The 23,774-nt window shown below is 69.8% G+C and carries 28 protein-coding genes; 24 read left to right on the plus strand and 4 right to left on the minus strand.

Features of this window, described 5'->3' with window-relative positions; all coding sequences use genetic code 11:
• The first annotated feature begins 2 nt into the window (after nucleotides 1-2).
• From rplV to CFRA_RS02040, 9 genes are all read left to right on the plus strand, one after another.
• Entirely contained in the window at nucleotides 3-365 is a 363-nt protein-coding gene (gene rplV / locus CFRA_RS02000; RefSeq protein ID WP_075663227.1) for a 50S ribosomal protein L22, read from the plus strand.
• Entirely contained in the window at nucleotides 365-1,117 is a 753-nt protein-coding gene (gene rpsC / locus CFRA_RS02005) for a 30S ribosomal protein S3 (protein WP_075663228.1), read from the plus strand. The genes rplV and rpsC overlap by 1 nt, the downstream gene beginning before the upstream one ends.
• A gap of 3 nt (nucleotides 1,118-1,120) precedes the next feature.
• A complete protein-coding gene (gene rplP / locus CFRA_RS02010) occupies nucleotides 1,121-1,537 on the plus strand; it encodes a 50S ribosomal protein L16 (RefSeq protein WP_075663229.1) in 417 nt (138 codons plus the stop codon).
• On the plus strand, nucleotides 1,537-1,776 hold the full coding sequence (rpmC, locus tag CFRA_RS02015) for a 50S ribosomal protein L29 (RefSeq protein ID WP_075663230.1): 240 nt from the start codon (nucleotides 1,537-1,539) through the stop codon (nucleotides 1,774-1,776). Before rplP ends, rpmC begins: the two co-directional genes overlap by 1 nt.
• A complete protein-coding gene (gene rpsQ / locus CFRA_RS02020; protein WP_075663231.1) occupies nucleotides 1,777-2,058 on the plus strand; it encodes a 30S ribosomal protein S17 in 282 nt (93 codons plus the stop codon).
• A gap of 185 nt (nucleotides 2,059-2,243) precedes the next feature.
• Nucleotides 2,244-3,512 (plus strand): efflux RND transporter periplasmic adaptor subunit, encoded by a 1,269-nt coding sequence (locus CFRA_RS02025; RefSeq protein WP_156887936.1) that lies wholly within the window; start codon nucleotides 2,244-2,246, stop codon nucleotides 3,510-3,512.
• Nucleotides 3,513-3,616: 104 nt separating this feature from the next.
• Nucleotides 3,617-4,273, plus strand: coding sequence for an ABC transporter ATP-binding protein (locus CFRA_RS02030; RefSeq protein WP_075664808.1), 657 nt, complete (start codon nucleotides 3,617-3,619; stop codon nucleotides 4,271-4,273).
• A complete protein-coding gene (locus CFRA_RS02035) occupies nucleotides 4,270-5,610 on the plus strand; it encodes an ABC transporter permease (protein ID WP_075663233.1) in 1,341 nt (446 codons plus the stop codon). Before CFRA_RS02030 ends, CFRA_RS02035 begins: the two co-directional genes overlap by 4 nt.
• Before the next feature lie 110 nt (nucleotides 5,611-5,720).
• Entirely contained in the window at nucleotides 5,721-6,989 is a 1,269-nt protein-coding gene (locus CFRA_RS02040) for a threonine/serine exporter family protein (protein ID WP_075664809.1), read from the plus strand.
• 136 nt (nucleotides 6,990-7,125) lie between these two features.
• Here the strand turns inward: CFRA_RS02040 and CFRA_RS02045 are convergent, their stop codons facing one another.
• Complete coding sequence (locus tag CFRA_RS02045; protein WP_156887937.1) at nucleotides 7,126-8,022, minus strand: carbohydrate kinase family protein; 897 nt, start codon at nucleotides 8,020-8,022, stop codon at nucleotides 7,126-7,128.
• A 196-nt stretch (nucleotides 8,023-8,218) separates the two neighbouring features.
• On the opposite strand from CFRA_RS02045, the gene CFRA_RS02050 reads away from it, so the two are divergent.
• From CFRA_RS02050 to CFRA_RS02080, 7 genes are all read left to right on the plus strand, one after another.
• Nucleotides 8,219-9,733, plus strand: a complete 1,515-nt coding sequence (locus CFRA_RS02050; protein WP_075663235.1) for a glycoside hydrolase family 32 protein — start codon at nucleotides 8,219-8,221, stop codon at nucleotides 9,731-9,733.
• Between the two features lie 135 nt (nucleotides 9,734-9,868).
• Nucleotides 9,869-11,929 carry a sucrose-specific PTS transporter subunit IIBC gene (locus tag CFRA_RS02055; RefSeq protein WP_075663236.1) on the plus strand — a complete coding sequence of 687 codons (2,061 nt, stop codon included), beginning with the start codon at nucleotides 9,869-9,871 and terminating at the stop codon, nucleotides 11,927-11,929.
• Nucleotides 11,930-12,142: 213 nt separating this feature from the next.
• Nucleotides 12,143-13,645 (plus strand): hypothetical protein, encoded by a 1,503-nt coding sequence (locus tag CFRA_RS02060; protein WP_075663237.1) that lies wholly within the window; start codon nucleotides 12,143-12,145, stop codon nucleotides 13,643-13,645.
• A gap of 265 nt (nucleotides 13,646-13,910) precedes the next feature.
• The gene (gene rplN / locus CFRA_RS02065) at nucleotides 13,911-14,279 is read left to right on the plus strand and encodes a 50S ribosomal protein L14 (RefSeq protein WP_075663238.1); all 369 of its coding nucleotides are present in this window, start codon (nucleotides 13,911-13,913) and stop codon (nucleotides 14,277-14,279) included.
• Nucleotides 14,280-14,594 (plus strand): 50S ribosomal protein L24, encoded by a 315-nt coding sequence (gene rplX / locus CFRA_RS02070; protein WP_075663239.1) that lies wholly within the window; start codon nucleotides 14,280-14,282, stop codon nucleotides 14,592-14,594.
• Nucleotides 14,595-15,179 carry a 50S ribosomal protein L5 gene (gene rplE / locus CFRA_RS02075; RefSeq protein ID WP_075663240.1) on the plus strand — a complete coding sequence of 195 codons (585 nt, stop codon included), beginning with the start codon at nucleotides 14,595-14,597 and terminating at the stop codon, nucleotides 15,177-15,179.
• 419 nt (nucleotides 15,180-15,598) lie between these two features.
• The gene (locus CFRA_RS02080; RefSeq protein ID WP_075663241.1) at nucleotides 15,599-16,405 is read left to right on the plus strand and encodes a formate/nitrite transporter family protein; all 807 of its coding nucleotides are present in this window, start codon (nucleotides 15,599-15,601) and stop codon (nucleotides 16,403-16,405) included.
• A 10-nt stretch (nucleotides 16,406-16,415) separates the two neighbouring features.
• Here CFRA_RS02080 and fdhD read toward each other — a convergent pair whose 3' ends face one another.
• Both fdhD and CFRA_RS02090 read right to left on the minus strand, forming a co-directional pair.
• Entirely contained in the window at nucleotides 16,416-17,240 is an 825-nt protein-coding gene (gene fdhD, locus CFRA_RS02085; protein ID WP_075663242.1) for a formate dehydrogenase accessory sulfurtransferase FdhD, read from the minus strand.
• 28 nt (nucleotides 17,241-17,268) lie between these two features.
• Nucleotides 17,269-17,568 (minus strand): DUF6457 domain-containing protein, encoded by a 300-nt coding sequence (locus CFRA_RS02090; protein WP_075663243.1) that lies wholly within the window; start codon nucleotides 17,566-17,568, stop codon nucleotides 17,269-17,271.
• 485 nt (nucleotides 17,569-18,053) lie between these two features.
• On the opposite strand from CFRA_RS02090, the gene rpsH reads away from it, so the two are divergent.
• From rpsH to rplO, 6 genes are read left to right on the plus strand one after another with little or no spacing between them, the layout of a single operon-like run.
• Complete coding sequence (gene rpsH, locus CFRA_RS02095) at nucleotides 18,054-18,452, plus strand: 30S ribosomal protein S8 (protein WP_075663244.1); 399 nt, start codon at nucleotides 18,054-18,056, stop codon at nucleotides 18,450-18,452.
• A gap of 18 nt (nucleotides 18,453-18,470) precedes the next feature.
• On the plus strand, nucleotides 18,471-19,007 hold the full coding sequence (gene rplF / locus CFRA_RS02100; RefSeq protein ID WP_075663245.1) for a 50S ribosomal protein L6: 537 nt from the start codon (nucleotides 18,471-18,473) through the stop codon (nucleotides 19,005-19,007).
• A gap of 2 nt (nucleotides 19,008-19,009) precedes the next feature.
• Nucleotides 19,010-19,417 (plus strand): 50S ribosomal protein L18, encoded by a 408-nt coding sequence (rplR, locus tag CFRA_RS02105; protein WP_075663246.1) that lies wholly within the window; start codon nucleotides 19,010-19,012, stop codon nucleotides 19,415-19,417.
• Between the two features lie 40 nt (nucleotides 19,418-19,457).
• Nucleotides 19,458-20,096, plus strand: coding sequence for a 30S ribosomal protein S5 (gene rpsE, locus CFRA_RS02110; RefSeq protein ID WP_075663247.1), 639 nt, complete (start codon nucleotides 19,458-19,460; stop codon nucleotides 20,094-20,096).
• 3 nt (nucleotides 20,097-20,099) lie between these two features.
• Nucleotides 20,100-20,285 carry a 50S ribosomal protein L30 gene (rpmD, locus tag CFRA_RS02115; protein ID WP_075663248.1) on the plus strand — a complete coding sequence of 62 codons (186 nt, stop codon included), beginning with the start codon at nucleotides 20,100-20,102 and terminating at the stop codon, nucleotides 20,283-20,285.
• Nucleotides 20,286-20,292: 7 nt separating this feature from the next.
• Nucleotides 20,293-20,742 (plus strand): 50S ribosomal protein L15, encoded by a 450-nt coding sequence (gene rplO, locus CFRA_RS02120; RefSeq protein WP_075663249.1) that lies wholly within the window; start codon nucleotides 20,293-20,295, stop codon nucleotides 20,740-20,742.
• A gap of 239 nt (nucleotides 20,743-20,981) precedes the next feature.
• On the opposite strand, the gene CFRA_RS02125 is transcribed toward rplO, so the two are convergent.
• Nucleotides 20,982-21,626, minus strand: a complete 645-nt coding sequence (locus CFRA_RS02125) for an arsenate-mycothiol transferase ArsC (RefSeq protein WP_075663250.1) — start codon at nucleotides 21,624-21,626, stop codon at nucleotides 20,982-20,984.
• Between the two features lie 267 nt (nucleotides 21,627-21,893).
• On the opposite strand from CFRA_RS02125, the gene secY reads away from it, so the two are divergent.
• Together secY and CFRA_RS02135 are read left to right on the plus strand one after the other, a co-directional pair.
• Entirely contained in the window at nucleotides 21,894-23,219 is a 1,326-nt protein-coding gene (secY, locus tag CFRA_RS02130) for a preprotein translocase subunit SecY (RefSeq protein ID WP_075663251.1), read from the plus strand.
• Nucleotides 23,216-23,773: an adenylate kinase gene (locus CFRA_RS02135; protein ID WP_075663252.1), complete on the plus strand. Its 558-nt coding sequence runs from the start codon at nucleotides 23,216-23,218 to the stop codon at nucleotides 23,771-23,773. Before secY ends, CFRA_RS02135 begins: the two co-directional genes overlap by 4 nt.
• Nucleotide 23,774 lies beyond the last annotated feature (1 nt).

Genomic DNA, 23,774 nt, shown 5'->3' on the forward strand with positions numbered 1-23,774 from the left:
CGATGAGTGAAACCATCACCTCCGCCCGCGCGACCGCGCGCTACGTCCGCGTCACCCCGATGAAGGCCCGTCGCGTCATCGACCTCGTCCGCGGCAAGTCCGTGTCCGAGGCCCTCGCGATCCTGAAGTACGCCCCGCAGGGTGCCGCGAAGCCGGTGGCCAAGGTCGTCGCCTCCGCCGCCGCCAACGCCGAGAACAACTTCGGCCTGGACCCGCGCTCGCTGGTCATCTCCGAGGCTTTTGCCGACGAGGGCCCGACCATGCGCCGGTTCCAGCCGCGCGCCCAGGGACGCGCGTTCATGATCCGCAAGCGCACCAGCCACATCACCGTGGTTGTCGAGAGCCAGAAGGAAGGGGCCAAGTAGTGGGCCAGAAGATTCACCCCCACGGCCTCCGGCTGGGTATCACTTCCGACTGGAAGACCCACTGGTACGCCGACAAGAAGGAATACAAGAACTACGTCGCCGAGGACATCAAGATCCGCGAGTTCCTGTCCCACGGGCTGGAGCGCGCCGGCATCGCCGACGTCGTGATCGAGCGCACCCGTGACCGTGTGCGCGTCGACATCCACACCGCCCGGCCGGGCATCGTCATCGGCCGCCGCGGCTCGGAGGCCGACCGCATCCGCCGCGCGCTGGAGAAGCTCACCGGCAAGCAGGTCGCGCTGAACATCCTCGAGGTCAAGAACATCGACGCCAACGCTGCCCTGGTCGCGCAGAACATCGCCGACCAGCTCGCCGGCCGCGTCGCGTTCCGCCGCGCCATGCGCAAGGCCATTCAGTCGGCCATGCGTCAGCCGCAGGTGAAGGGCATCAAGATCCAGTGCTCCGGCCGTCTGGGCGGTGCCGAGATGTCCCGCACCGAGCGCTACCACGAGGGTCGTGTGCCGCTGCACACGCTCCGCGCCGAGATCGACTACGGCCTGCGTGAGGCCCACACCACCTTCGGGCGCATCGGCGTCAAGGTGTGGATCTACAAGGGCGACGTCGTCGGTGGCCGTCGCGAGAGCGACCTGGCCGCGCCGTCGAACGACCGTCGCGGTGGCCGTGGCGGCCGTGGCCGTCCGCGCCGCGGTGGCCAGCGCCGTCCCCGCGCCGAGAAGAAGCAGGAGGACTAAGCGATGCTTATCCCGAAGCGCGTGAAGTACCGCCGCCAGCACCGTCCGGGTCGTTCCGGGCTGTCCAAGGGCGGTAACCGCATCACCTTCGGTGACTACGCCATCCAGGCTCTCGAGCCGGCGTACATCACCAACCGTCAGATCGAGGCGGGCCGTATCGCGATCAACCGCCACATCAAGCGCGGCGGCAAGGTCTGGATCAACATCTTCCCGGACCGTCCGCTGACCCAGAAGCCGCTCGGTGTGCGCATGGGTTCCGGTAAGGGCCCCGTCGAGAAGTGGATCGCCAACGTCAAGCCGGGCCGCATCCTCTTCGAGATGAGCTACCCGAACGAGGCCACCGCCATCGAGGCTCTGCGCCGTGCCGCGCAGAAGCTCCCGTGCAAGGTGCGCATCATCAAGAAGGAGGACCAGTTCTGATGGCTACCGGTACCCCCGCCCACGAGTTCCGCGCGCTGAACGCCGAGGAGCTCACCGAGCGTCTGTCCGAGGCCAAGGAGGAGCTGTTCAACCTCCGCTTCCAGGCCGCCACCGGGCAGCTGACCAACAACAACCGTCTGCGCACCGTCAAGCGCGACATCGCCCGCATCTACACGGTCATCCGTGAGCGTGAGCTGGGCCTGTCCGTGGTTCCGGGTGACGAGGAGGCTGAAGGCTAAATGACCGAGAACGCTGAGAACGTGACCCTGGAGAAGACCGCGCAGAAGCGCCGCATGGGCTACGTGGTCTCCGACAAGATGCAGAAGACCATCGTCGTCGAGGTCGAGGACCGCAAGCAGCACGCCCTCTACGGCAAGATCATGCGCACCTCTTCGCGCGTGAAGGCCCACGACGAGAACGAGGAAGCCGGCGTCGGCGACCGCGTCCTCATCGAGGAGACCCGTCCGCTGTCGAAGAACAAGCACTTCCGCCTCGTCGAGATCCTCGAGAAGGCCAAGTAGTTTGTGCGCCCCGGTGACCGTCTGACGGTCACGGGTTCAAGGGCCCGCCCCGGATTCCTCCGGGACGGGCCCTTCCGCATGTTCAAGAGAGATTGCTGACGCCGCGCAGTATGGGGGATCGATCCGTGGAGGATTCAGGGAAACCCCCGATTCTTTTCCGGGGCGCCACGAAGTAGCCTTACGGCGTGAAATTGAGATTCCCCGAGAAGCGGCGCGGCCTCTGGATCGCCGGCGCCGTCCTGCTGGCCCTCGTCCTCATCGCCCTGATCGCCGGTTTCGCGCTGGCGGCCACGGGCCCGTCGCGCTCGATGAGCGCCGAGGACTTCACGGAGGTCGAACCGGGCGACCTGGAGAGCCGCGTCGCGGTCACCGGGCGCGTCGAGCCGGCCGAGACCACCAACGTCACCACCCGCGTGACCGCCAACGTCGCGAGCCTGCACGTCGGCCTCGGCGACCAGGTCCAGGAGGGCCAGGTCGTCGCCGAGATGGACACCACCGAGATGCAGCGCCAGCTCGACTCCCTGCGGGGCCAGCTGGCCGACGCCGAGGCCAGCGGCGCTGAGCAGATCAGCCAGGCCGAGAGCGCCTACGCAGCGGCCCAGGCCGGGGGCGCCGGCGGCCTCGCCACCGGCACCGCGGACATGACCGGCGGCACCGGGGAAGAGGACGCCGCCGGCGGGGACGCCGACGCGGCCGGGGCCGACCCGCAGAGCGCGGCCGCCGCCGTCGGCCAGGCCCGCCAGGGTCTCGCCTCCACGCGGCGTCAGCTGCAGAACCAGATCTCCGCGCTGCAGGAGGACATCTACGCCGCCACGCTGCGCGCGCCGTCCAACGGCGTCGTCGTCTCCGTGGACGCCAAGGAGGGCGCCCCCGCCCAGGGCCCCGTGGTCACCGTCGGTGACCCGGCCCGCCTGGTGGTGCGCGCCACCGTCAACGAGGCCGACGCCGGCCGCATCCACACCGGCGACGAGGTCGCCCTGACCACCCCGGCCACGGGCGACAGGGAGCTCAAGGGCACCGTCGCCAAGATCTCCCCGGTCGCCGAGCCCGTGCCCGCCGAGGCGGCGGCCGCCGGCGCCCAGCCGAAGCCCACCTACCCGGTGGAGATCGAGATCTCCGGCACCCCCGAGGGCCTGCCCGTCGGCGCCACCGCCAAGGCCCGCGTGCTCACCGACAAGGCGCAGGGCGTCCTCAGCGTGCCGCGCGACGCGGTCTTCGACACCGCCGAGGGCAGCCCGGCCGTGCTCGTGCTCGCCGAGGGCGAGGGCGGCCAGCGCCGCATCGAGAAGCGCGCCGTGACCCCGGGCCTGGTCACCGACTTCCAGGTGGAGGTCACCGGCGGCCCGCTGCGCCGCGGCGACCTCGTGGTCAACCGCGCCGCCGACTACCGCGACGCCGTCGGCGAGACCGTCGCCGTCGAGGAGCCCGCCGATCAGCCGGGGGAGGGGCAGTGAGCCAGGCCCACCCGAACGACCAGCCTACCGAGGAGCTGACGGCGCCCCAGGCGCCGCAGGCGCCGGAGCCCACGGCGACGGCGGACGCAGGGCACCTGATCGAGATGCGCGACGTCGTCAAGCGCTTCAACGAGGGCACCGAGGCCGAGATCACCGTGCTGCACGGCTGCGACGTCGACGTCGCCCGCGGCGAGTTCCTCTCCGTGGTGGGCACCTCCGGCTCCGGCAAGTCGACGTTGATGAACATCATCGGGCTGCTCGACCGGCCGACCACGGGCACCTACCGGCTGGGCGGCGTGGACGTCCTCGCCGTCGACGACGACGAGCTGGCCCGCTACCGCGCCGACGAGATCGGCTTCGTCTTCCAGAACTTCAACCTCGTCGGACGCATCGACGCACTGCGCAACGTCGAGATGCCCATGACGTATGCCGGGGTGCCGCGCGGCGAGCGCCGCGAGCGGGCCATGGCGCTGCTCGAGCAGGTCGGCATGGCCGACCGCGCCCACCACCGGCCCAACGAGCTCTCCGGCGGCCAGAAGCAGCGCGTGGCCATCGCCCGCGCGCTGGCCAACGGCCCGGCGCTGCTGCTCGCCGACGAGCCCACCGGCGCGCTGGACACCGCCACCGGACGCCAGGTCATGGACCTCTTCCACGGACTGCACGAGGAGCAGGGGATGACCATCGTCTTCATCACCCACAACCCGGAGCTCGCGGCCGAGACCGGGCGGGTGCTCACGATGCGCGACGGGGTGATCGCGTGAACTTCTCCGAGGCCGTCACCCTCGCGGTGACCAGTCTGCGCACCAACAAGATGCGCTCGGCGCTGACCCTGCTCGGCGTCGTCGTCGGCATCGCCGCCGTCGTCGCCATCCTCACCCTGGGCCGCTCGCTGCAGGTGCAGACCATGGACTCGCTCGACGACGTCGGCGTCAACGACGTCACCCTCGTCGTCGAGCCGCGCGACACCGCGGAGGAGGACTCCGGCTACGTCTCCGGGCCCGTGCCGCCGCAGGACCTGATCACGCCTGAGATGGTCGACGACCTGCGCACCCGCTTCGAGGGGCGCGTCGCCGGCGTGGCCGTGGAGGGACAGACCACCACCGGCGTCGAGGTCTCCCGCGGCTTCAGCCGCGGCAAGGCCGACGTGCACACCGTCAACCAGGACGTCATGCCGCTGAGCAAGATGGAGGCGGTCGCCGGGCGCCTGATCACCGCCGAGGACGTCGCCGGGCGCCGCCCGGTGGCGGTGGTGCCGCAGCAGACCGTCGACGACCTCTTCGGCGGCGACGCCCACGCCGCGCTCGGCCAGCAGATCCAGCTGAGCCGCAGGGAGGCCTCGACGGACGCGGTGATCGTCGGCGTCTACGAGAACACCGCGCGCGGCGGGCTGCTCGTCAGCGACGGCAACGGCCCGGACCCGCAGATCTACCTGCCGCTCGGCGGCGACCGCGAGCTCGCCGCGGCCGGCTCCGGCGGCGCCGGAGCCGGCACGGGTGTCAGTGCGGGCGTCGCGGGCTCCGGTCAGACCGGCGCGCAGGAGAGCGAGGGCTTCTCGCAGATCCGCGTGCGCGCCGCCGAGGGCGAGGACTCCAAGGCCCTGGGCCGCGACGTGCAGACCTGGGCGGACGGGTTCTACCGCGACAACACGGAGAACCACGCGAAGGTCATCGACATGCAGGAGGGCCTCGACGCGCTCAACCAGCTCTTCGGCACGATGTCGGTCGCGCTCTCGGCCATCGGCGGCATCTCGCTGCTCGTCGGCGGCATCGGCGTGATGAACATCATGCTGGTCACCGTCACCGAGCGCACCCGCGAGATCGGCGTGCGCAAGGCGCTCGGTGCGCGGCGGCGCGACATCCGCATCCAGTTCGTCGTCGAGGCGATGATCGTCTGCCTCTTCGGCGGCCTGTTGGGCGTGGTCATCGGCGGTGTCGCGGGCATGATCGGGGCCGCCGCGCTGGGCACCTTCGTGTTGCCGCCGCTCTCCGGCGTGGCCGTCTCGCTGCTCTTCGCGCTCGCCGTCGGGCTCTTCTTCGGCTACTACCCGGCGGGCAAGGCCGCGAAGCTCGACCCGATCGACGCGCTACGCTACGAGTGAGTTTCTCGCGGCGGAAAGAGCGCCGCGACAGGAGGACCTGTTCGTTGAGTGAGAGTTCAGCCGGCGCGGCCGGCGACAACGGGGGCTGGGACGCGGAGCGCCAGCACCGCATGGGGGTGGCCGCCGACGCGGTGTTGCGCCTGGGCCTGATGTTCATGGCCGCGGGCACCGGCGGCTACCGCATCATCCGCGGGATGAAGCGGGCCGGGCGCGCGCTCGGCTTCGACCGCCTGGACGCGCAGATCTCGGTGACCACGATCACCTGCACGTTCCACCGGGGCGACCACTTCCGCACCGTGGTCGCGGGCCAGGACAGCCCCGGGGTGGACGCCTCGCGCATCGAGGCGCTGGAGACCCTGACCCACCACCTGGACCGCCGCGTCGACGCGGAGTGGCTCAACGCCCGCCTCGACCGGATCGAGTCCGGCGTGGTCAAGCGCTGGACGCTGCCGGTGCTGATCCTCGCCGCAGGTCTGGCGTGCGCCGGGTTCGCCGTGCTCAACCACTTCTCGCTTGCCGACGTCCTGGTGGTCGCCGTCGCCGCCGGGTGCGGCCAGGCGGTGCGTGGCCTGCTGCTGCGCCGGCACGTGCGCCAGCTCGGCGCCGTGGCGGCGGCCGCGGTGACGGCCTGCCTGGTCTTCTGGGCGGTCATCGAGCTGCTGGGCCTGGCCGGGGTCGTCGAGCCCGCGGCCGCCGCGCCCGGCTTCGTCGCCTCGGTGCTCTTCGTGGTGCCGGGCTTCCCGCTGTTCTCGGCGATCATCGATCTCTCCCGCTTCGACTTCACCGCCGGTCTGTCGCGCCTGACGTACGCGGCGACGGTGATCGTGGCGGCGACCTTCTCGGTCGCCCTGGTCAGCGGGGTGACGGGGATGGCCCCGCCGCCGCGGCCGGCGACGGTGGACGACCCGCGCTGGTTCCTGCTGGCGGCGGCGGCCTCGTTCGTGGGCATCGCCGGCTTCGCCCTGCTGTTCAACTCCTCGCGGCGGATGGTGCTCATCGCCGCGGTGGTCGGCATGGCCTCCAACGTGCTGCGCCTGGTGCTCGTGCAGGCCGGCGCGAGCGCGTACGCGGCGGCCTTTCTCGGCGGCCTGGCCATCGGGCTGCTGGGCGCGGTGGCCTCGAAGAAGGCGGACATCCCGCGCATCACCACCACGGTGCCGGCCTCGGTGATCATGATCCCGGGCCCGGCGATGTTCGGCTCGGTCTACGCGCTGACCTCGGGCAACATCGAGCTCGGCGTGGACGCGGCGGCCACGGCGGTGATGACCGTGCTGGCCATCGGCGCGGGCCTGGTCACCGCCCGCATGCTCACCGACCGCGACTGGGTTCTCGGCCGCTACATCGACCTGGAGAAGCCGCTGGCCGAATTCGAGAAGTAGCCGGCCCCGGAGCCTGCCCGGGAACGGCTGGGCGGCCTGGCGGGCGACTCCGGCCCCGGAGCTCGTCCGGGACCGGCTCGCCGGGGCCGGCCAGAGACCCGGGTCGTGCCCGAGATGGGGTGGGGGGTGGGGGGAGCTAGCGCCCGAGCTCGGCGGCGACCTCGTCGAGGGTCGGCGGCTGGGCACCGGTGCGCGAGCAGGTGATCGCGGCGGCCGCCGCGGACAGGGTGAGGATCTCGTGCCACTGCGACTCGGTGGCCTGACCCAGCTGGCCGGCCTTCAGGCCGGCGCGCTCGATGGCGGCGAGCAGCGAGCCCATGATGGTGTCGCCGGCGCCGATGGTGTCGGAGACCTCGGTGTGGTGGGCGGGCACGTCGAGGTGGAGCTCGCCGCAGTCGAGGCTGAGGCCCTCGCCGCCGCGGGTGGTCACGACCGCCTCGACGGAGCTGGCGCGCAGCTTGTCGATGCCGCCGAAGAACTCGACCTCCTCCTCGGAGAGCTTGAGCAGGTTGACGTCGTCGAGCAGTCCCAGCAGGCGCTCGCGGTGGGCGTCGGTGGCGAAGTCGGGGCGGATGTTCGGGTCGAGGGCGACCAGCCGGCCGGCGGCGGCGTGGCGGTGCAGCACCTCGATGTAGCGCGAGGCGCCGGGTTCCCAGGCCAGCGAGCAGGTGCCGAAGCAGGCGATGTCGCAGTCGACGGCCTCCGGCTCCACGAGGCGGTCGGCGGTGCCCTCGCAGTAGAAGTTGTAGGAGGCCGAGCCCTCCCGGTCGATGGTGGTCACCGCGAGCGTCGTCGGCTCGGGGCCGCGCTGGACGCCGGAGGTGTCCACGCCCTCCTCCTCGAGGCGGCGCATGAGCGCGTCGCCGTAGTTGTCCTCGGAGACGCGGGACTGGAAGGCGACCTTGGCGCCCTGGCGGGCCAGGACGACGGCGACGTTGAAGGGGCCGCCGCCGAGGGCGGGCACGAGCGGGGAGAGCGGGTTGTTCTGGCTGGGGACCAGGTCGACCAGGCCCTCGCCGTAGACGGTGATCATGTTCTCCAGGCTAGCGAAAGCACCGCGCATCCACCGCGTGCGCCCCGGGGCGGGCCCGGATCAACCCCGGGTGCGGTCCGGGCCGCCGTACCGCCGGCGGCCGCCGCAGCCTGTCAAGTGTCGAAACCGGGAGGTGGGAGCGGAATCACAACGTGATAAATGGATTTAGCAGTTTTCGGGCGATAACATCAGACCCATGGTCACCGAGCATGCCGCAGACACCGCCCCCGGGGCGGGTCGCGGCCTGAACCACCCGCGCCCCCGGCTGCACGTCGCGCCTCCGGCCGGTCGTCTCAACGACCCCAACGGACTCTTCGTCTCCGGGGAGACCCTGCACGTCTACTACCAGCACGACCCGGTCTTCCCCTTCGCGCACAAGCGCACCGGCTGGGCGCACACCACACTGCCGCTTTCCGGCGGCGAGCCGCAGCACCTGCCGGACGCCCTGCACCCGGGCCAGGCCTACGACCGCGACGGCTGCTACTCCGGCTCCGCGGTCACCGACGACGCCGGCCGGGTCCAGCTCTTCTACACGGGCAACCTCAAGGAGGACGGGGTGCGCACCCCGTCGGTCAACCGCGTCTTCGTCACCGACCCGGACGGCCCGGCCGGCGGCATCCACCGCCCGGACCCGGCCAACCCGCTCATCGACGGCTCGCCCGAGGGCTACACCGGCCACGTGCGCGACCCGCACGTCACCCGCGTCGCCGACGGCGGCTGGCGGATGGTCCTCGGCGCCCAGCGCGCCGACGAGACCGGCACCGTCGTCGTCTACACCTCGACCGACCTGGAGCACTGGGACTTCGCCGGCGAGCCTGCCTTCGACACCACCCACGCCGCCCCCGGCGACGCCCCGGACCTCGTGCCCGGCGGCTACATGTGGGAGTGCCCGAACCTCATCACCCTGACCGACCACGCCGACGGCCGCGACTACGACGTGCTGGTCGTCTGCCCGCAGGGCCTCGACGAGGTCGAGGAGATGGACCCCGAGCACCCCGACGTCGCGGTGACCCACTACGCCAGCTCCGACCAGTGCGGCTACCTCGTCGGCCACCTGACCGGCGAGCCGGGCGCGCTGACCTTCGAGGTCACCCGCGGCTTCAGCGAGCTGGACCTCGGCCACGACTTCTACGCCCCGCAGCTGATCGCGCACCCGGACGGCGACGCGCTGATGCTCGGCTGGATGGGCCTGCCCGGCGCCGACGAGGCGCCCACGCTCGCCGACGGCTGGGTGCACACGCTGACCCTGCCGCGCCGCGTGCGCCTCGAGGCCGGGCGCCTCATCCAGGAGCCCGTGCTTGCCGACGCCGCGTCGGGCGCCCATGCTGCGCCCGTCCCGGCGCCGGGTGACGGCGCCACCGCCGACGTCCAGGACGTCACCGTCGACTTCCCCGCGGGCACGGACGCCGGAGTGGAACTGGCGGACACGGCCGGGACGGTCGCGGTGACGGTGACCTGGGACGCGGCGTCGGAAAGCGTGGCACTCACGCGCGCCGGTGCCGGCACCCGCACGGACGCCGGCGACGGCAACGCCGCCGACACCCGCGTCTTCCGGTGCCGGCCCGGGCGCTGCCGCGTCATCGTCGACGCCGGGGCCGTTGAGGTCTTCGCCGGCGACGGGGCGGTGGCGGCCGCGCTGACCGCGTGGCCGACGGCGGGGGAGCGCTGGGCCCCCGTGCGCGCCGGGTCACCGCCCGGGGCCGCGGGCTGAACCCGCCAGTAGACCGACAGTCAACCGAAGCGACAGACACACCAGAGTGAAGCCCCGTACGACCGGCCGAGAGCCGGACGGCCGGGAGAAACGTACCGGACCCCGCCGGAGACGGGGAGAAAGGGCCACAAGGCAGTGGACTACAAGGACGTGGCCAGCAGGGTGCTGGCCGACATCGGCGGCGAGGACAACATCGTCGCCGCCGCGCACTGCGCCACGCGACTGCGCATGGTGCTCAAGGACGAATCCAAGGTCGACCGCGACAAGCTGGACAACGACCCGGACCTGAAGGGCACCTTCGAGTCCGGCGGCATGTTCCAGGTCATCGTCGGCCCCGGCGACGTCGACTACGTCTTCGACGAGCTGGACCGCCAGACCTCGAAGTCGATCGCCGTGTCGACCGAGGAGCTCAAGGACGTCGTCGCCCAGTCGGGCAACTGGTTCACCCGCGCGGTCAAGATGCTCGCGGACATCTTCGTCCCGCTGATCCCGATCCTGGTCGGCGGCGGTCTGCTGATGGCCCTCAACAACGTCTTCGTGGCGGAGGGTGTCTTCGGCGACCAGGCGCTGATCCAGATGGTGCCCGCCCTCGAGGACGTCTCGGGCCTGATCAACCTGCTGGCCAGCGCCCCGTTCGCCTTCCTGCCGATCCTCGTCGGCTTCACCGCGACCAAGCGCTTCGGCGGCAACGAGTTCCTCGGCGCCGGCATGGGCATGGCGATGGTCATGCCGAGCCTGGTCAACGGCTACGACGTGGCCGCCACCATGGCCGCCGGCGAGATGCCCTACTGGGACATCTTCGGCCTCAACGTCGCCCAGGCCGGTTACCAGGGCACCGTGCTGCCGGTGCTGGTGGTCTCCTGGATCCTGGCGACCATCGAGAAGTTCCTGCACAAGCACCTCAAGGGCACCGTCGACTTCCTGGTCACCCCGGTGCTGACCCTGCTGGTCACCGGCTTCATCACCTTCATCGCCGTCGGCCCGGTCATGCGCACCGCGGGCGACTGGCTCGGTGAGGGCCTGTCCTGGCTCTACGACTTCGCCGGCCCCGTCGGCGGCTTCGTCTTCGGCCTGGTCTACTCGCCGATCGTGATCACCGGCCTGCACCAGTCCTTCCCGCCGATCGAGATCCAGCTGTGGGCCACCGCGGGCGGCTCCTTCATCTTCGCCATCGCCTCGATGGCCAACATCGCGCAGGGCGCGGCCACGCTGGCCGTGTGGACCCAGGCCAAGTCCGAGAAGCTCAAGGGCCTGGCCGGCGCCTCCGGCTTCTCCGCCATCTTCGGCATCACCGAGCCGGCCATCTTCGGTGTGAACCTGCGCCTGCGCTGGCCGTTCTTCATCGGCATGGGCTGCGCCTCCATCGGCGGCGCGATGATCGCCCTCTTCGACGTCAAGGCCACCGCCCTCGGCGCGGCCGGCTTCATCGGTGTGGTCTCCATGCGCGCCGGCGACTGGGGCCGCTTCCTGCTGTGCGCCGTGATCGTCTTCGTCCTCTCCTTCGCGGCGAACTGGATCTACGGCCGCCGGCTCATCGCCCGCAACGGCTCCATCGACCCCGACGCCGTGGGCACCGAGGGCGGCGACCCCGCCACGGGTGCCGCGCTGACCGGCGCGGCCGCCACGGGCTCCACCGCGGCCGCCGGTGCCGTCGCCGCCTCCGACGCCACCGCCGTCTCCAGCCCGCTGACCGGTGACGTCGTCGCCCTGCCGAGCGTGGACGACCCGATGTTCGCCGAGGGCAAGCTGGGCCACGGCCTGGCCGTCGAGCCGCAGGTCGGCGAGCTCGTCTCGCCGGTCGACGGCAAGGTCGTGGTCACCTTCCCGACCAGGCACGCCTACGCCGTGCGCACCACCGCCGCCGACGGCACCAAGGTCGACATCCTGATGCACATCGGCTTCGACACCGTCAACCTCAAGGGCGAGCACTTCACCTCCCTGGTCAACAAGGGCGACGAGGTCACCCGCGGCCAGAAGCTGTGCGAGTTCGACATCGAGGCGATCAAGGCCGCCGGCTACCCGGTGACCACCCCGGTCGTCGTCTCCAACGCCAAGAAGCTCGGCCCGGTCCTGCCGGCCGACGGACTCGCGGTGCCCGGCCCGGTCGCCGCCGGCGACGCGTTCTACACCGTCGACTCCGAGCCGGCCGAGGCGTCCGCCGCCTCCGGCTCGACGGGCACGGCCACCAAGGCCTGACGCCCGGCCCGGTGCCCGGGCCACGACCCGGCTTGGCACCGGGTGAAACGGCCTGAATCCTGCGGCCCCCGTCCCTTTCGGGACGGGGGCCGCAGGCGTGTGTCAGGCGTGTGCGCAGGCGAAAAACTTCACCTCCCGGTTTGGCGCGAACGCCCGCGACCACCAAGATGGGTACACGACACCCAACTGAAGAACAGGAGAGGGACCCCCACCGTGAAGAAGATTCTCGTGATCGCCCTGGCCTACTTCGGCGTCACCGTCGGCGCCGGATTCGCCTCCGGCCAGGAGATGCTGCAGTACTACGTCTCCTACGGATGGTGGGGCATCGCCGGCGGCGCGGTGGTCCTGCTGCTCATGCCGATCACCGCCATGGTGATCCTGCAGTACGGCAGCTACTTCCGCGCCCAGTCGCACGGCATGGTCTTCAACTCGATCACCTCGGCGCTGATGGCGAGGTTCCTCGACTACTCGCTGTCGATCTCGCAGTTCTGCATCGGCTTCGTCATGCTCGCCGGTGCGGGCTCCAACCTGAACCAGCAGTTCGGCCTGCCGCTGTGGGTCGGCTCCGCGCTGATGGTCGCCCTCGTGCTCGCCGCGGGCATGTTCAACGTGGACAAGGTCACCAACATGATCGGCACGATCACCCCGGTGATGATCCTCGTGCTCGTCGCCGCCGCCGTCTACGGCGTGGCCAACCCGCCGGAGGACATCGCCGCGGCCGAGGCCTTCGCCCGCGAGTCCGTCGAGTCCCCGCTGCCGAACTGGTGGCTGTCGACCTTCAACTACATCGGTCTGTCGATGTTCTCCGGCATCGCCATGGCCCTGATCATCGGCGGCAACAACTGGCACCCGCGCACCGCCGGCCGCGGCGGCTTCATCGGCGGCTGGCTCTTCGGCGCGATCCTGATCGTGATGGCCGTCGCCCTGATCTTCCAGATCGACTCCGTCCACGACGCGGACCTGCCGACCCTGGCCCTGATCACCGAGATGAACCCGGCGCTGGGCATCTTCGCCTCCGTGGCGACCTACCTGATGATCTTCTCCACCGCCCTCGGCGTCTTCTACTCGCTGGGCAAGCGCGTCTCCGTGGCCGCCCCGAACCGTTACCGGATCATCTTCACCGTGGTCACCCTGGCCGGCTTCGCCCTCAGCTTCTTCGACTTCACGCTGCTGGTGGCCAACGTCTTCCCGTGGCTCGGCTGGCTGGGCATCGTGCTCATCGCGGTGCTGCTGATCACCTGGCTGTCCAAGGGGCGCCGCCGCATCACCGCCGAGGCGCGCCGCCGCGACAAGATCCGCGCGCTGATCCTGCGCCGCATCGACCCGAAGGGGCGCTTCACCCGCGAGGACTGGGTGGACCTCGCCCGCCAGGAGCGCGCCGCCAGCGTCTCGGGGGAGGGGCTGCGCGACGTGATCACCGCCGACGTCGTCGACGAGCTCGCCAGCGACCCGGACGCCAACTTCGACGCCGACTCCTTCGACAGCGAGGAGTTCTGGGCCGACGCGAAGAACCGCCCGCTCATCCCCGGCGAGGTCCGCATCGTCGCCGAGACCGAGCCCACCGCCGTCGGCGAAGAGCCCGTGGCGCCGGACGCGGGCACCGACTCTGCCGCCGCACCGCGCGCGAAGTCCGCCCACGCTGCGCGGGACACGAAGTCCGCGGACGCCGCGCAGGGCACCAAGACCGCCGAGTCGGGGGACGCGACGGACCGTTGACACGACCGCGCACGGGCGCGCGGCGGGACGTCGGAAAGCGGGCCCGTGTGCGCCCCGACACGGGGTTTGACCGGCGCGGGGACCGGGTGGTTTAATGTTCGGGTTGCCCCGACGGGCGGGCGCGGCGGTGCGTTTCCGAGCCGCCCGACGTTCCGCGGGACGCCGGCGCAGGTCATGCGCGGCGCCGTCGAGGCAGAGTAGCAAGAGACCGCGTGCGTACAGGACGGAAATCTGACGCACATGCAACCAGGTCAAGGAGACCCCAGTGATTCAGCAGGAATCGCGTCTGAAGGTCGCCGACAACACGGGTGCCCGGGAGATCCTGGTCATCCGCGTGCTCGGTGGCTCCACCCGACGCTTCGCTGGCATCGGCGACACGGTCGTGGCGACTGTCAAGGAGGCGACTCCCGGCGGCAACGTCAAGGCCGGCGAGATCGTCAAGGCCGTCATCGTCCGTGCGAAGAAGGAGACCCGCCGCAAGGATGGCTCCTACATCGCGTTCGACGAGAACGCCGCCGTGCTCATCCGCAACGACAACGAGCCGCGTGGTACCCGCATCTTCGGGCCCGTCGCCCGTGAGCTGCGTGAGAAGAAGTTCATGAAGATTGTTTCCCTCGCACCGGAGGTGATCTAGGTGAAGATCCACAAGGGCGATACGGTCCTCGTCATCTCCGGGCCGGACAAGGGTGCCCGCGGCAAGGTCATCGAGGCCTACCCCGCGCGCGACAAGGTCCTGGTCGAAGGTGTCAACCGCATCAAGAAGCACGTCGCCGACTCCGCCCAGGAGCGTGGCGCCGAGTCCGGCGGCATCGTCACCCAGGAGGCGCCCATCCACGTCTCGAACGTGGCGGTCCTCGACTCGGACGGCAACCCCACCCGCGTGGGGTACCGCTTCGACGAGAACGGCCGGAAGGTCCGCATCTCGAAGCGCAACGGGAAGGACATCTAAATGGCTGAGAACTACACCCCGCGGCTCAAGACCGTCTACCGCGACGAGATCCGCGGCAAGCTGCAGGAGAAGTACAACTTCGACAACGTCATGCAGGTGCCCGGCCTGACCAAGATCGTGGTCAACATGGGCATCGGCGACGCCGCCCGCGACTCCAAGCTGATCAACGGCGCGATCGAGGACCTGACCGCGATCACCGGCCAGAAGCCGCAGATCCGCCGCGCGCGCAAGTCCATCGCGAACTTCAAGCTGCGCGAGGGCATGCCGATCGGCGCCAAGGTCACCCTGCGCGGCGACCGTATGTGGGAGTTCCTCGACCGCCTGCTGACTGTCGCGCTGCCCCGCATCCGTGACTTCCGCGGCCTGTCGGACAAGCAGTTCGACGGCAACGGCAACTACACCTTCGGTCTGACCGAGCAGACGATGTTCTACGAGATCGACGTGGACAAGATCGACCGTCCGCGCGGCATGGACATCACGCTGGTCACCACCGCCGGTGACGACGAGGAGGGTCGCTCGCTGCTGCGTCTGCTGGGCTTCCCCTTCGCCGGCAAGGACGGCCGCATGCAGGCCAAGGAGGCCTAAGAGCCTTCCGCTTTCCGACGCCGCGTCGGGGCGACGTCCCCGCGTGAGCGCCGCGTAGCGCACAGACCCCCGCCTTCGGGCGGGGGTCTTTCGCATGCTTAGGTCCACGGGCCCGACGTGTCCGGTCCGGTGCTCCTGGCCCGGGTCTTTCGGCGAGGGTCTCCCGGACCGTCTTCCGGCCGGCGCTCCGCGGCCGGTTTTCTCTGTGGCGACCCGGTCAAATGTCGTTGTGTCCGGGATCTCGTACCTCCACGTGGGCCGCAGGTCAGGTGCGGAGTAAGGTGTCCCGCGTCGCCCCGGTGCCGTAGCGCGGTGCCGGGCACGTCGACGTTTCACCCGGTGCGGCCGGGATTATCGCCCCGGGTGCGCCGGGGCCGCCACCCCGGTTCGACCGGACGTTGAAGAGGAAGGCTCTGCCCATGTCCCTGAACGAGACCGTCGCGGGAGCGGTCAAGAAGAAGGACGAACTGCTCACCCACGACTTCCTGCGCTTCGCCACGCGCGCGACGCTGGCCGGGGTCTACCTGACCGTCGCCACGGCCTTCGCGGCCGTGGTCGGCCAGGGCGTGAACACTGCGCTGGGCAACACCGCGCTGGGCGCGGTCTTCTTCGCCCTGTTCTTCGGCCTGGGCCTGTTCGCCATCGTGATCCTCAACGCCGAGCTGGCCACCGGAGACATGATGTTCATGTCCTACGGTGCGGTGCAGAAGAAGATCGGCTGGGGCAAGGGCATCTGGCTGCTGGTCGTCACGACGTTCTTCAACCTCATCGGCGCGGCCCTGATCGCCGCCCTGCTCGGCTACTCCGCCAAGTTCAACGACTTCGACTCCAGCCACCTGATCGCCACGCTCTCCGAGGGCAAGCTGGACAAGGGCCCCTGGCAGGCCTTCCTCGAGGGCATGGGCGCGAACTTCGTGGTCAACATGGGCATCGTCGGTGCGCTCTTCGCCAAGGACCTGGTGAGCAAGTTCTTCGTGATCGTGCCGTTCATCGCCATCTTCGTCGGCCTCGGCCTCGAGCACATCATCGCCAACTTCTCGCTGTTCACCCTGACCTTCTTCAACGCCGGCTTCGACCCGGCGCTTATGCCCGACAACTTCACCGTCGGTGCGGTCGGCCTGAACTGGCTGATGGTCTGGTTGGGCAACTTCGTCGGCGGCGGCCTGCTCATCGGCGGCGTCTACGCCTACCTGAACATGTCCAAGAACGAGGTCTACCGGGACTGATCCCGGGGCTCTACGCCAGCTCGCCGGAGTAGAGGTTGAAGCGGCCCGGGCGGGTGAAGCCGGTCAGCGCCAGGCCCGCCTCACGGGCGAGCTCGACGGACAGGGAACTGGCCGCCGAGACCGCGACCAGCGCGGAGAATCCCGCGGTGACCGCCTTCTGCACCAGCTCGAAGCTGGCGCGCGAGCTCATCACGAGGATCATCTTCTCCGCCGGCATCTGTCCGGTGCGCAGCAGGTCGCCGATGACCTTGTCGGCGGCGTTGTGCCGGCCGATGTCCTCGCGCACGCTGACCAGCTCCCCGTCGGCGGTGAACGCACCCGCGGCGTGGATGCCACCGGTGCGCCGGAAGGCCTTCTGGCCCGTGCGCAACTTCTCCGGCAGGCCGACCACCAGATGCGGGTCGAGCGCGAGCGGCACGATGGGGTGGCGCGCCTTCGACATGATCTGCTCGATGGAGGTCGAGCCGCACACCCCGCACGCCGAGGAGGTCGGCAGCGTGCGGATGAACTCCGGGGCCGGGGCGCGCCCACCGGCGAGCTCGAACTCGAGGACGTTGTAGGTGTTCATCCCGTCCGGCCCGCAGGCCCCGGCGCAGTAGCGCGCCTCGGTGACCTCGTCGGCCGAGGTGATCAGCCCCTCGGAGTAGAGCAGCCCGTGGACCAGATCGATGTCCGCGCCCGGGGTGCGCATCGTCGTCGTCAGGGTCTTGCCCCCGACGCGGATCTCGAGCGGTTCCTCACCGGCGACGACGTCGGCACGCGTGTCGGTCTCCACGGAGCCCGCCTCGTCGAGGCGGACCTTCGTGACCGCGAAGGACGGGGTGATACGGGACAACGTGGGGGTTCCTTTCCGGGGGAGGGGTTCAGTCGAGGTAGCCGTCGGCACGCAGCCGCTCGGTGATCTGGGCGACGCGGTCGTGGCCGTGTCCGGGCAGCTGCGCGCCGTCCCGGCCGGCGGCGAGACCGACCAGGAAGGCCGTCAGCGGGGCGGCGGGCCGGGACGGGCCGTGGGCGACGTCGCGGGTCAGGTCGAGAAGATCGGGGATGACGGCCCTGAAGCCTTCGTAGTCGATGTCGAGGACCTCGCAGGCCTCGCGCAGCCACTGGTTGGCGGTCTTGTCCTGGGTCGGGTCGCTCACGGCGGGTACCTCCTTAAGTCTCATGGGCGGCGACGGAACGCGACGCCGCCGCGTCGGCACCGACCACTCTAGGTCCGTCCCCGGCGCGGCGGGTGCCGCACTAGGGCGCCCGGCGGGGCGCGCGCAGACGGCACGGGCGCCACGTGCCCACGCCGTGGGCACCACGCTCGGCTGCCCGTGGGCACCACGCTCGGCTGCCCGCGGGCGCCACCGCGGGCGCGGGCGTGCACGGGGGAGGGGCGCGACGTCGGCAATCGGGATTTGCCAGAAGTGCGGATGGGCCTGTACTCTCGATCGACGGACCTCTGCCCGGTGGGCGAGGTTCAACCGTAAGTACTTCCTACTTTGTTGTAGGCCCCCCGCCGGTCACGCGGACCGTGGTGGACGAAGGGCAGCGAGCAGGCGGACTACTGAGTCCGACCGGCACAAGTGGCCCGAGACAGCACCCGGAGAACGCATTCGGTGGGGCATCCTCAGGAACCGCAACGAGAAAGGCAACGGTCACATCCATGACCATGACTGATCCTATTGCCGACATGCTCTCGCGTGTGCGCAACGCCTCCGGCGCGCACCACGAGCGCGTGTCGATGCCGTCCTCCAAGATCAAGGTGAACATCGCCGAGATCCTCAAGCAGGAGGGCTACATCGCCGACTACTCCGTCGAGGACGCCCGGGTCGGCAAGACCCTGTCGCTCGACCTCAAGTACGGCCCGCAGCGCGAGGCCTCGATCGCCGGCCTGCGCCGCGTGTCGAAGCCGGGCCTGCGCGTCTACGCCAAGTCCACCGAACTGCCGAAGGTCCTGGGCGGCCTGGGCGTGGCCATCATCTCCACGTCCCACGGCCTCATGACCGATCGACAGGCCAACGAGAAGGGTGTGGGCGGGGAAGTCCTCGCCTACGTCTGGTAAGGGAAGGGTGATTAACTAATGTCGCGTGTCGGTAACGCCCCGATCACCATCCCGAGCGGTGTCGAGATCAACATCGACGGCCAGGACGTCAACGTGAAGGGCCCCAAGGGTGCCCTGCACGTCGAGCTGCCTGCGCCCATCACCGCCGCCGTCGAGGACGACCAGATCAAGGTCGCCCGTCCCGACGACGACCGCAAGAACCGTGCCCTGCACGGCCTGTCCCGTTCGCTGATCAACAACTGCGTGGTCGGTGTCACCGAGGGCTACACGATCAACATGGAGATCTACGGCGTGGGCTACCGCGTCGTCGCCAAGGGCAAGGACCTCGAGTTCTCCCTGGGCTACTCCCACACGATCACCATCGAGGCGCCCGAGGGCATCACCTTCGCCGTCGACGGCACCACGAAGTTCTCGATCACTGGCATTGACAAGCAGCAGGTCGGCCAGCTCGCCGCCAACATCCGTCGTCTGCGCCGCCACGACCCCTACAAGGGCAAGGGCATCCGCTACGAGGGCGAGCAGGTCCGCCGCAAGGTCGGAAAGACGGGTAAGTAAAGATGAGCAACACCGCAGAGAACAGCAAGAAGCGCGTCCCGGTGGGCAAGGACATCTCGACGCGTCGTCGTCTGGCCCGCAGCCGGCGTCACGCCCGCGTGCGTCGCAACCTGCGCGGCACCGCCGAGGCCCCGCGTCTCGTCGTCCACCGTTCCTCGCGCCACATGCACGCCCAGATCATCGACGACACCGTCGGCCACACCCTGGCCGCGGCCTCCACCACCGAGGCGGAGCTGCGCAGCCTGGAGGGCGACAAGAAGGCCAAGGCCGCCAAGGTCGGCGAGCTGCTCGCCGCCCGCGCCAAGGAGGTCGGTGTCGAGCGCGTCGTCTTCGACCGCGCCGGCTACCAGTACCACGGCCGCGTCGCCGCTCTGGCCGACGCCGCCCGCGAAGGTGGGTTGAAGTTCTGATGACCGCAGCCAAGACGAACATCTACGGAAGGATCGCGTAATGCCGGGACGTGAACGGCGTGACGGCGGACGCTCCGCCGACGAGAACAAGAAGAACAACGAGCAGCGCGGCGAGCGCCGCGACCGCCGCGGCGGCCGCAACAACCGCCGCCAGCAGGACGAGCGCGACAAGTACATCGAGCGCGTCGTCACCATCAACCGCGTGTCCAAGGTGGTCAAGGGCGGCCGTCGCTTCAGCTTCACCGCCCTCGTCATCGTGGGCGACGGCCAGGGCATGGTCGGTGTCGGCTACGGCAAGGCCAAGGAGGTGCCTGCCGCCATCCAGAAGGGTGCCGAGGAGGCTCGCAAGAACTTCTTCCGCGTGCCCATGGTCGCCGGCACCATCACCCACCCGGTCATCGGTGAGGACTCCGCGGGCCGCGTCATGCTGAAGCCCGCCGCCCCCGGTACCGGTGTCATCGCCGGTGGCGCCGCCCGCCCGGTGCTCGAGTGCGCCGGTGTGCAGGACGTGCTGTCCAAGTCCCTGGGCTCGGGCAACGCCATCAACGTGGTCCGCGCCACCGTCGCGGGCCTGAAGGCCCTCGTCCGTCCGGAGGAGGTCGCGGCCCGCCGCGGCAAGTCCCTGGAAGAGGTCGCCCCGGCCCGTATGCTGCGCGCTCGCGCTGGACAGGAGGCCTAAACCATGGCTCTGAAGATCACGCAGACCCGCGGCCGGGTCGGGCTCAACCCGACCCAGCGCGCCAACCTGGAGGCCCTCGGCCTGAAGCGCCCGCACCACACCGTCGTCCAGCCGGACAACGGAGCCACGCGCGGCATGATCCAGAAGGTGCGCCACCTCGTCGCCGTCGAAGAAGTGGCAGGGGAGTAGGTAAACCATGAGCGACATCATCAAGCTCCACGATCTGCGCCCGGCCAAGGGCGCGAACAAGCCCAAGACCCGCAAGGGCCGCGGTGAGGCCTCCAAGGGCAAGACCGCCGGCCGCGGCACCAAGGGCACCGGCGCCCGGAAGAACGTTCCGGCGGGCTTCGAGGGTGGCCAGATGCCCATCCACATGCGCCTGCCGAAGCTGAAGGGCTTCCGCAACCCGAACAAGGTCTACTACCAGGTGGTCAACGTCGGCGACCTGGCCAAGGCCTTCCCGGAGGGTGGCGACGTCACCGCCGCCGAGATCGCCGCCAAGGGCCTCGTGCGCCCGAAGGCGCCGGTCAAGGTGCTCGGCCAGGGCGACATCGACGTCGCCCTGAACGTCACCGCCGCCAAGTTCTCCGGCTCCGCCAAGGAGAAGATCGAGGCCGCCGGCGGCTCCGTCAAGACGGAGAACTAAGGCGCCTCGTCCCGGCCCCGCGCCTCGCGCGGGCGCCGCGGAGGTAAGAGAAAAGGACCCCGTCGGTCGCTCGACTGCGACCGGCGGGGTCCTTCTTCTGCGTCGGGGGAGTACGGGGAAAGAGATTGCCGACGCCGCGGGGTGCGGCGTCGGCGTTTTCGCCTGGGGTTGCGTCGCGTCAGCGGCGCAGCGGCGCGTCGGCGTGAGCGGCACAACGGCGCGTCGGCGTGAGCGGCGTCTTACGCGACGGTGGCGGTGGTGCGCACGCCCATCTCGGCGAGCAGGCCCGGGATCAGCTCGAGCAGGTGGTCGCGGGTGGCGCGCACGTCCTCGAGCGAGCGTCCGTCGGGGTTCTGCACGTCCCAGTGGACGTAGCGGTCGCCGGGCACGTCCGGGATCTCGTCGACGTCGACGCCCATGAGCACCACGACGTCGGCGCGGTGCACGGTGCGCGGCACCAGGTGGATCTGCTCGAGGACGTCCGTGGGCAGGCCCTTCTCCTCGAGGACGGGTGTCACGTGCGGGTTGATGCCGTCGGCGGGCTCGAGACCGATCTCGCGCACGGCGACCTCCTCGTCGGCGAGCGCGCGGGTGATGGAGGCGGCCAGCTGGGTGCGGCCGGCGTTGCGGCGGGAGACGTAGACGATCTCCTGGCGGCAGGCGGCTTCGGGGTCGTCGGCGGTGAGCATCTCGCTGAGGCGGTCGGAGGCCTCGCGGTCGACGAGGGTGGGCAGGAAGGTGGAGACCGTGGCGTCCGAGGAGGCGGCGATGGCCTCGTCGAGGACGCGGTCGACGGTCTCGGCGTCGATCCGGTGGCCGAAGCGGCGGTGCAGATCGCGGCGCACGTTGTCGAAGTGCTCGGGGGCAAGGTCGTTGTCCGACACGGTGATCTCTCCTTTAACCGGGGGTTAACCTAATGTTAACCCAATGCGCCTGCGCGCGCACCCGATGATGCTTAAACCCTCCCGGGTTTGGTGGTCGAACGTGGTCCTGCTGGTAGGGTAGGAGAGTCAATTGTGTCCACCAGTCCCGCACGCCTGGTAAGCGGCGGGGCCATGAGAACACTTTCCGCAGCTGAGCGGCTATTTTTTGTGCCCGCTCCCGAACCGGGGCGAGCGCAAGGCTCAGCCGGCGGGAAGCCAGGAGGGTTCGTGTCCGCCATCATCCAGGCATTCAGGGACGCCGATCTGCGCAAGAAGATTCTCTTCACCCTCGCGATGATCATCCTTTATCGCGTCGGCGCGCAGATCCCGTCCCCGGGAGTGGACTACCAGTCCATCGCCGGACGACTCCGCGAGCTCACCGATGAACAGTCGGGCGTCTACTCGCTCATCAACCTGTTCTCCGGTGGGGCGCTGCTGCAGCTGTCGGTCTTCGCGATCGGCATCATGCCCTACATCACGGCCTCCATTATCGTGCAGCTGCTGACCGTGGTCATCCCCCACTTCGAGCAGCTGAAGAAGGAGGGGCAGTCCGGTCAGACGAAGATGACCCAGTACACCCGCTACCTCACGGTGGCGCTGGCGCTGCTGCAGTCCGCGGGCATCGTCGCCCTGGCGGACCGCGAGCAGCTGCTCGGCCAGGGTGTCCAGGTCCTCGTCGCCGACCGCAACCTCTGGGACCTCATCGTGCTCGTGGTGACCATGACCGCCGGCGCGATCATCGTGATGTGGCTCGGTGAGCTGATCACGGAGAAGGGCATCGGCAACGGCATGTCGCTGCTGATCTTCGCCGGCATCGCCACCCGCCTGCCCAACGACGGCATGAGCGTGCTCAACAACTCCGGCGGCCTCGTCTTCGGCATCGTCGTCGCCGCGGTCATCGTGCTCGTCGTCGGCGTCGTCTTCGTCGAGCAGGGCCAGCGCCGCATCCCGGTCCAGTACGCCAAGCGCATGGTCGGCCGCCGTCAGTACGGCGGTTCCTCGACCTACCTGCCGCTGAAGGTCAACCAGGCCGGCGTCATCCCGGTCATCTTCGCCTCGTCGCTGATCTACATGCCGGTGCTCATCACCGAGATCATCAACTCGGGTCAGGCGGGCGCGCCGGACAACTGGTGGCAGCGCAACGTCATCTCGCACCTGATGACGCCCTCGTCGTGGATCTACATCCTGATCTACTTCGTGCTGATCATCTTCTTCTCCTACTTCTACGTCTCCGTCCAGTACGACCCGAACGATCAGGCGGAGAACATGAAGAAGTACGGTGGCTTCATCCCGGGCATCCGTCCGGGGCGTCCCACGGCCCAGTACCTCGGTTACGTGATGAACCGCCTGCTGTTCGTGGGCTCGATCTACCTGGGCATCATCGCCGTGCTGCCGAACATCGCCCTGGACCTGGGTGTCGGCAGCCAGCAGGGATCCGGCATGACCGCCTTCGGCGGCACCGCCATCCTGATTCTCGTCTCGGTCGCCCTGACCACGGTCAAGCAGATCGAGAGCCAGCTTCTGCAATCCAACTACGAAGGACTCCTCAAATGAGACTCGTTCTCCTCGGGCCCCCCGGTGCCGGCAAGGGCACCCAGGCCGCCATTCTCTCCGAGAAGCTCAACGTCCCCCACATCTCCACCGGCGACCTGTTCCGCGCCAACATCGGCGAGGGCACCCCGCTGGGCGTGGAGGCCAAGCAGTACATCGACGCCGGCAAGCTCGTGCCGACCGACGTCACCGCCCGCATGGTCGAGTCCCGCCTCGACGAGGCGGACGCCGCCGACGGCTTCCTCCTCGACGGCTTCCCGCGCACGGTCGAGCAGGCCGAGATCCTGACCGACCTGCTGGCCAAGAAGGGCCTCAAGCTCGACGGCGTGCTGAACTTCCGTGTCTCCGAGGACGTCGTGGTCGAGCGCATGCTCGCCCGCGGCCGCGCCGACGACACGGAGGACACCATCCGCACCCGTCTGCAGGTCTACCGCGACGAGACCGCTCCGCTGATCGAGCACTACGAGGGCGAGCTGATCAACGTCGAGGCCGAGGGCGAGATCGAGGAGATCAACGCCCGCGCCCTGGCCGCCATCAACGAGCACGTCGAGGGCTAAG

This window comes from Corynebacterium frankenforstense DSM 45800 (assembly GCF_001941485.1).
Lineage (GTDB): Bacteria > Actinomycetota > Actinomycetes > Mycobacteriales > Mycobacteriaceae > Corynebacterium > Corynebacterium frankenforstense.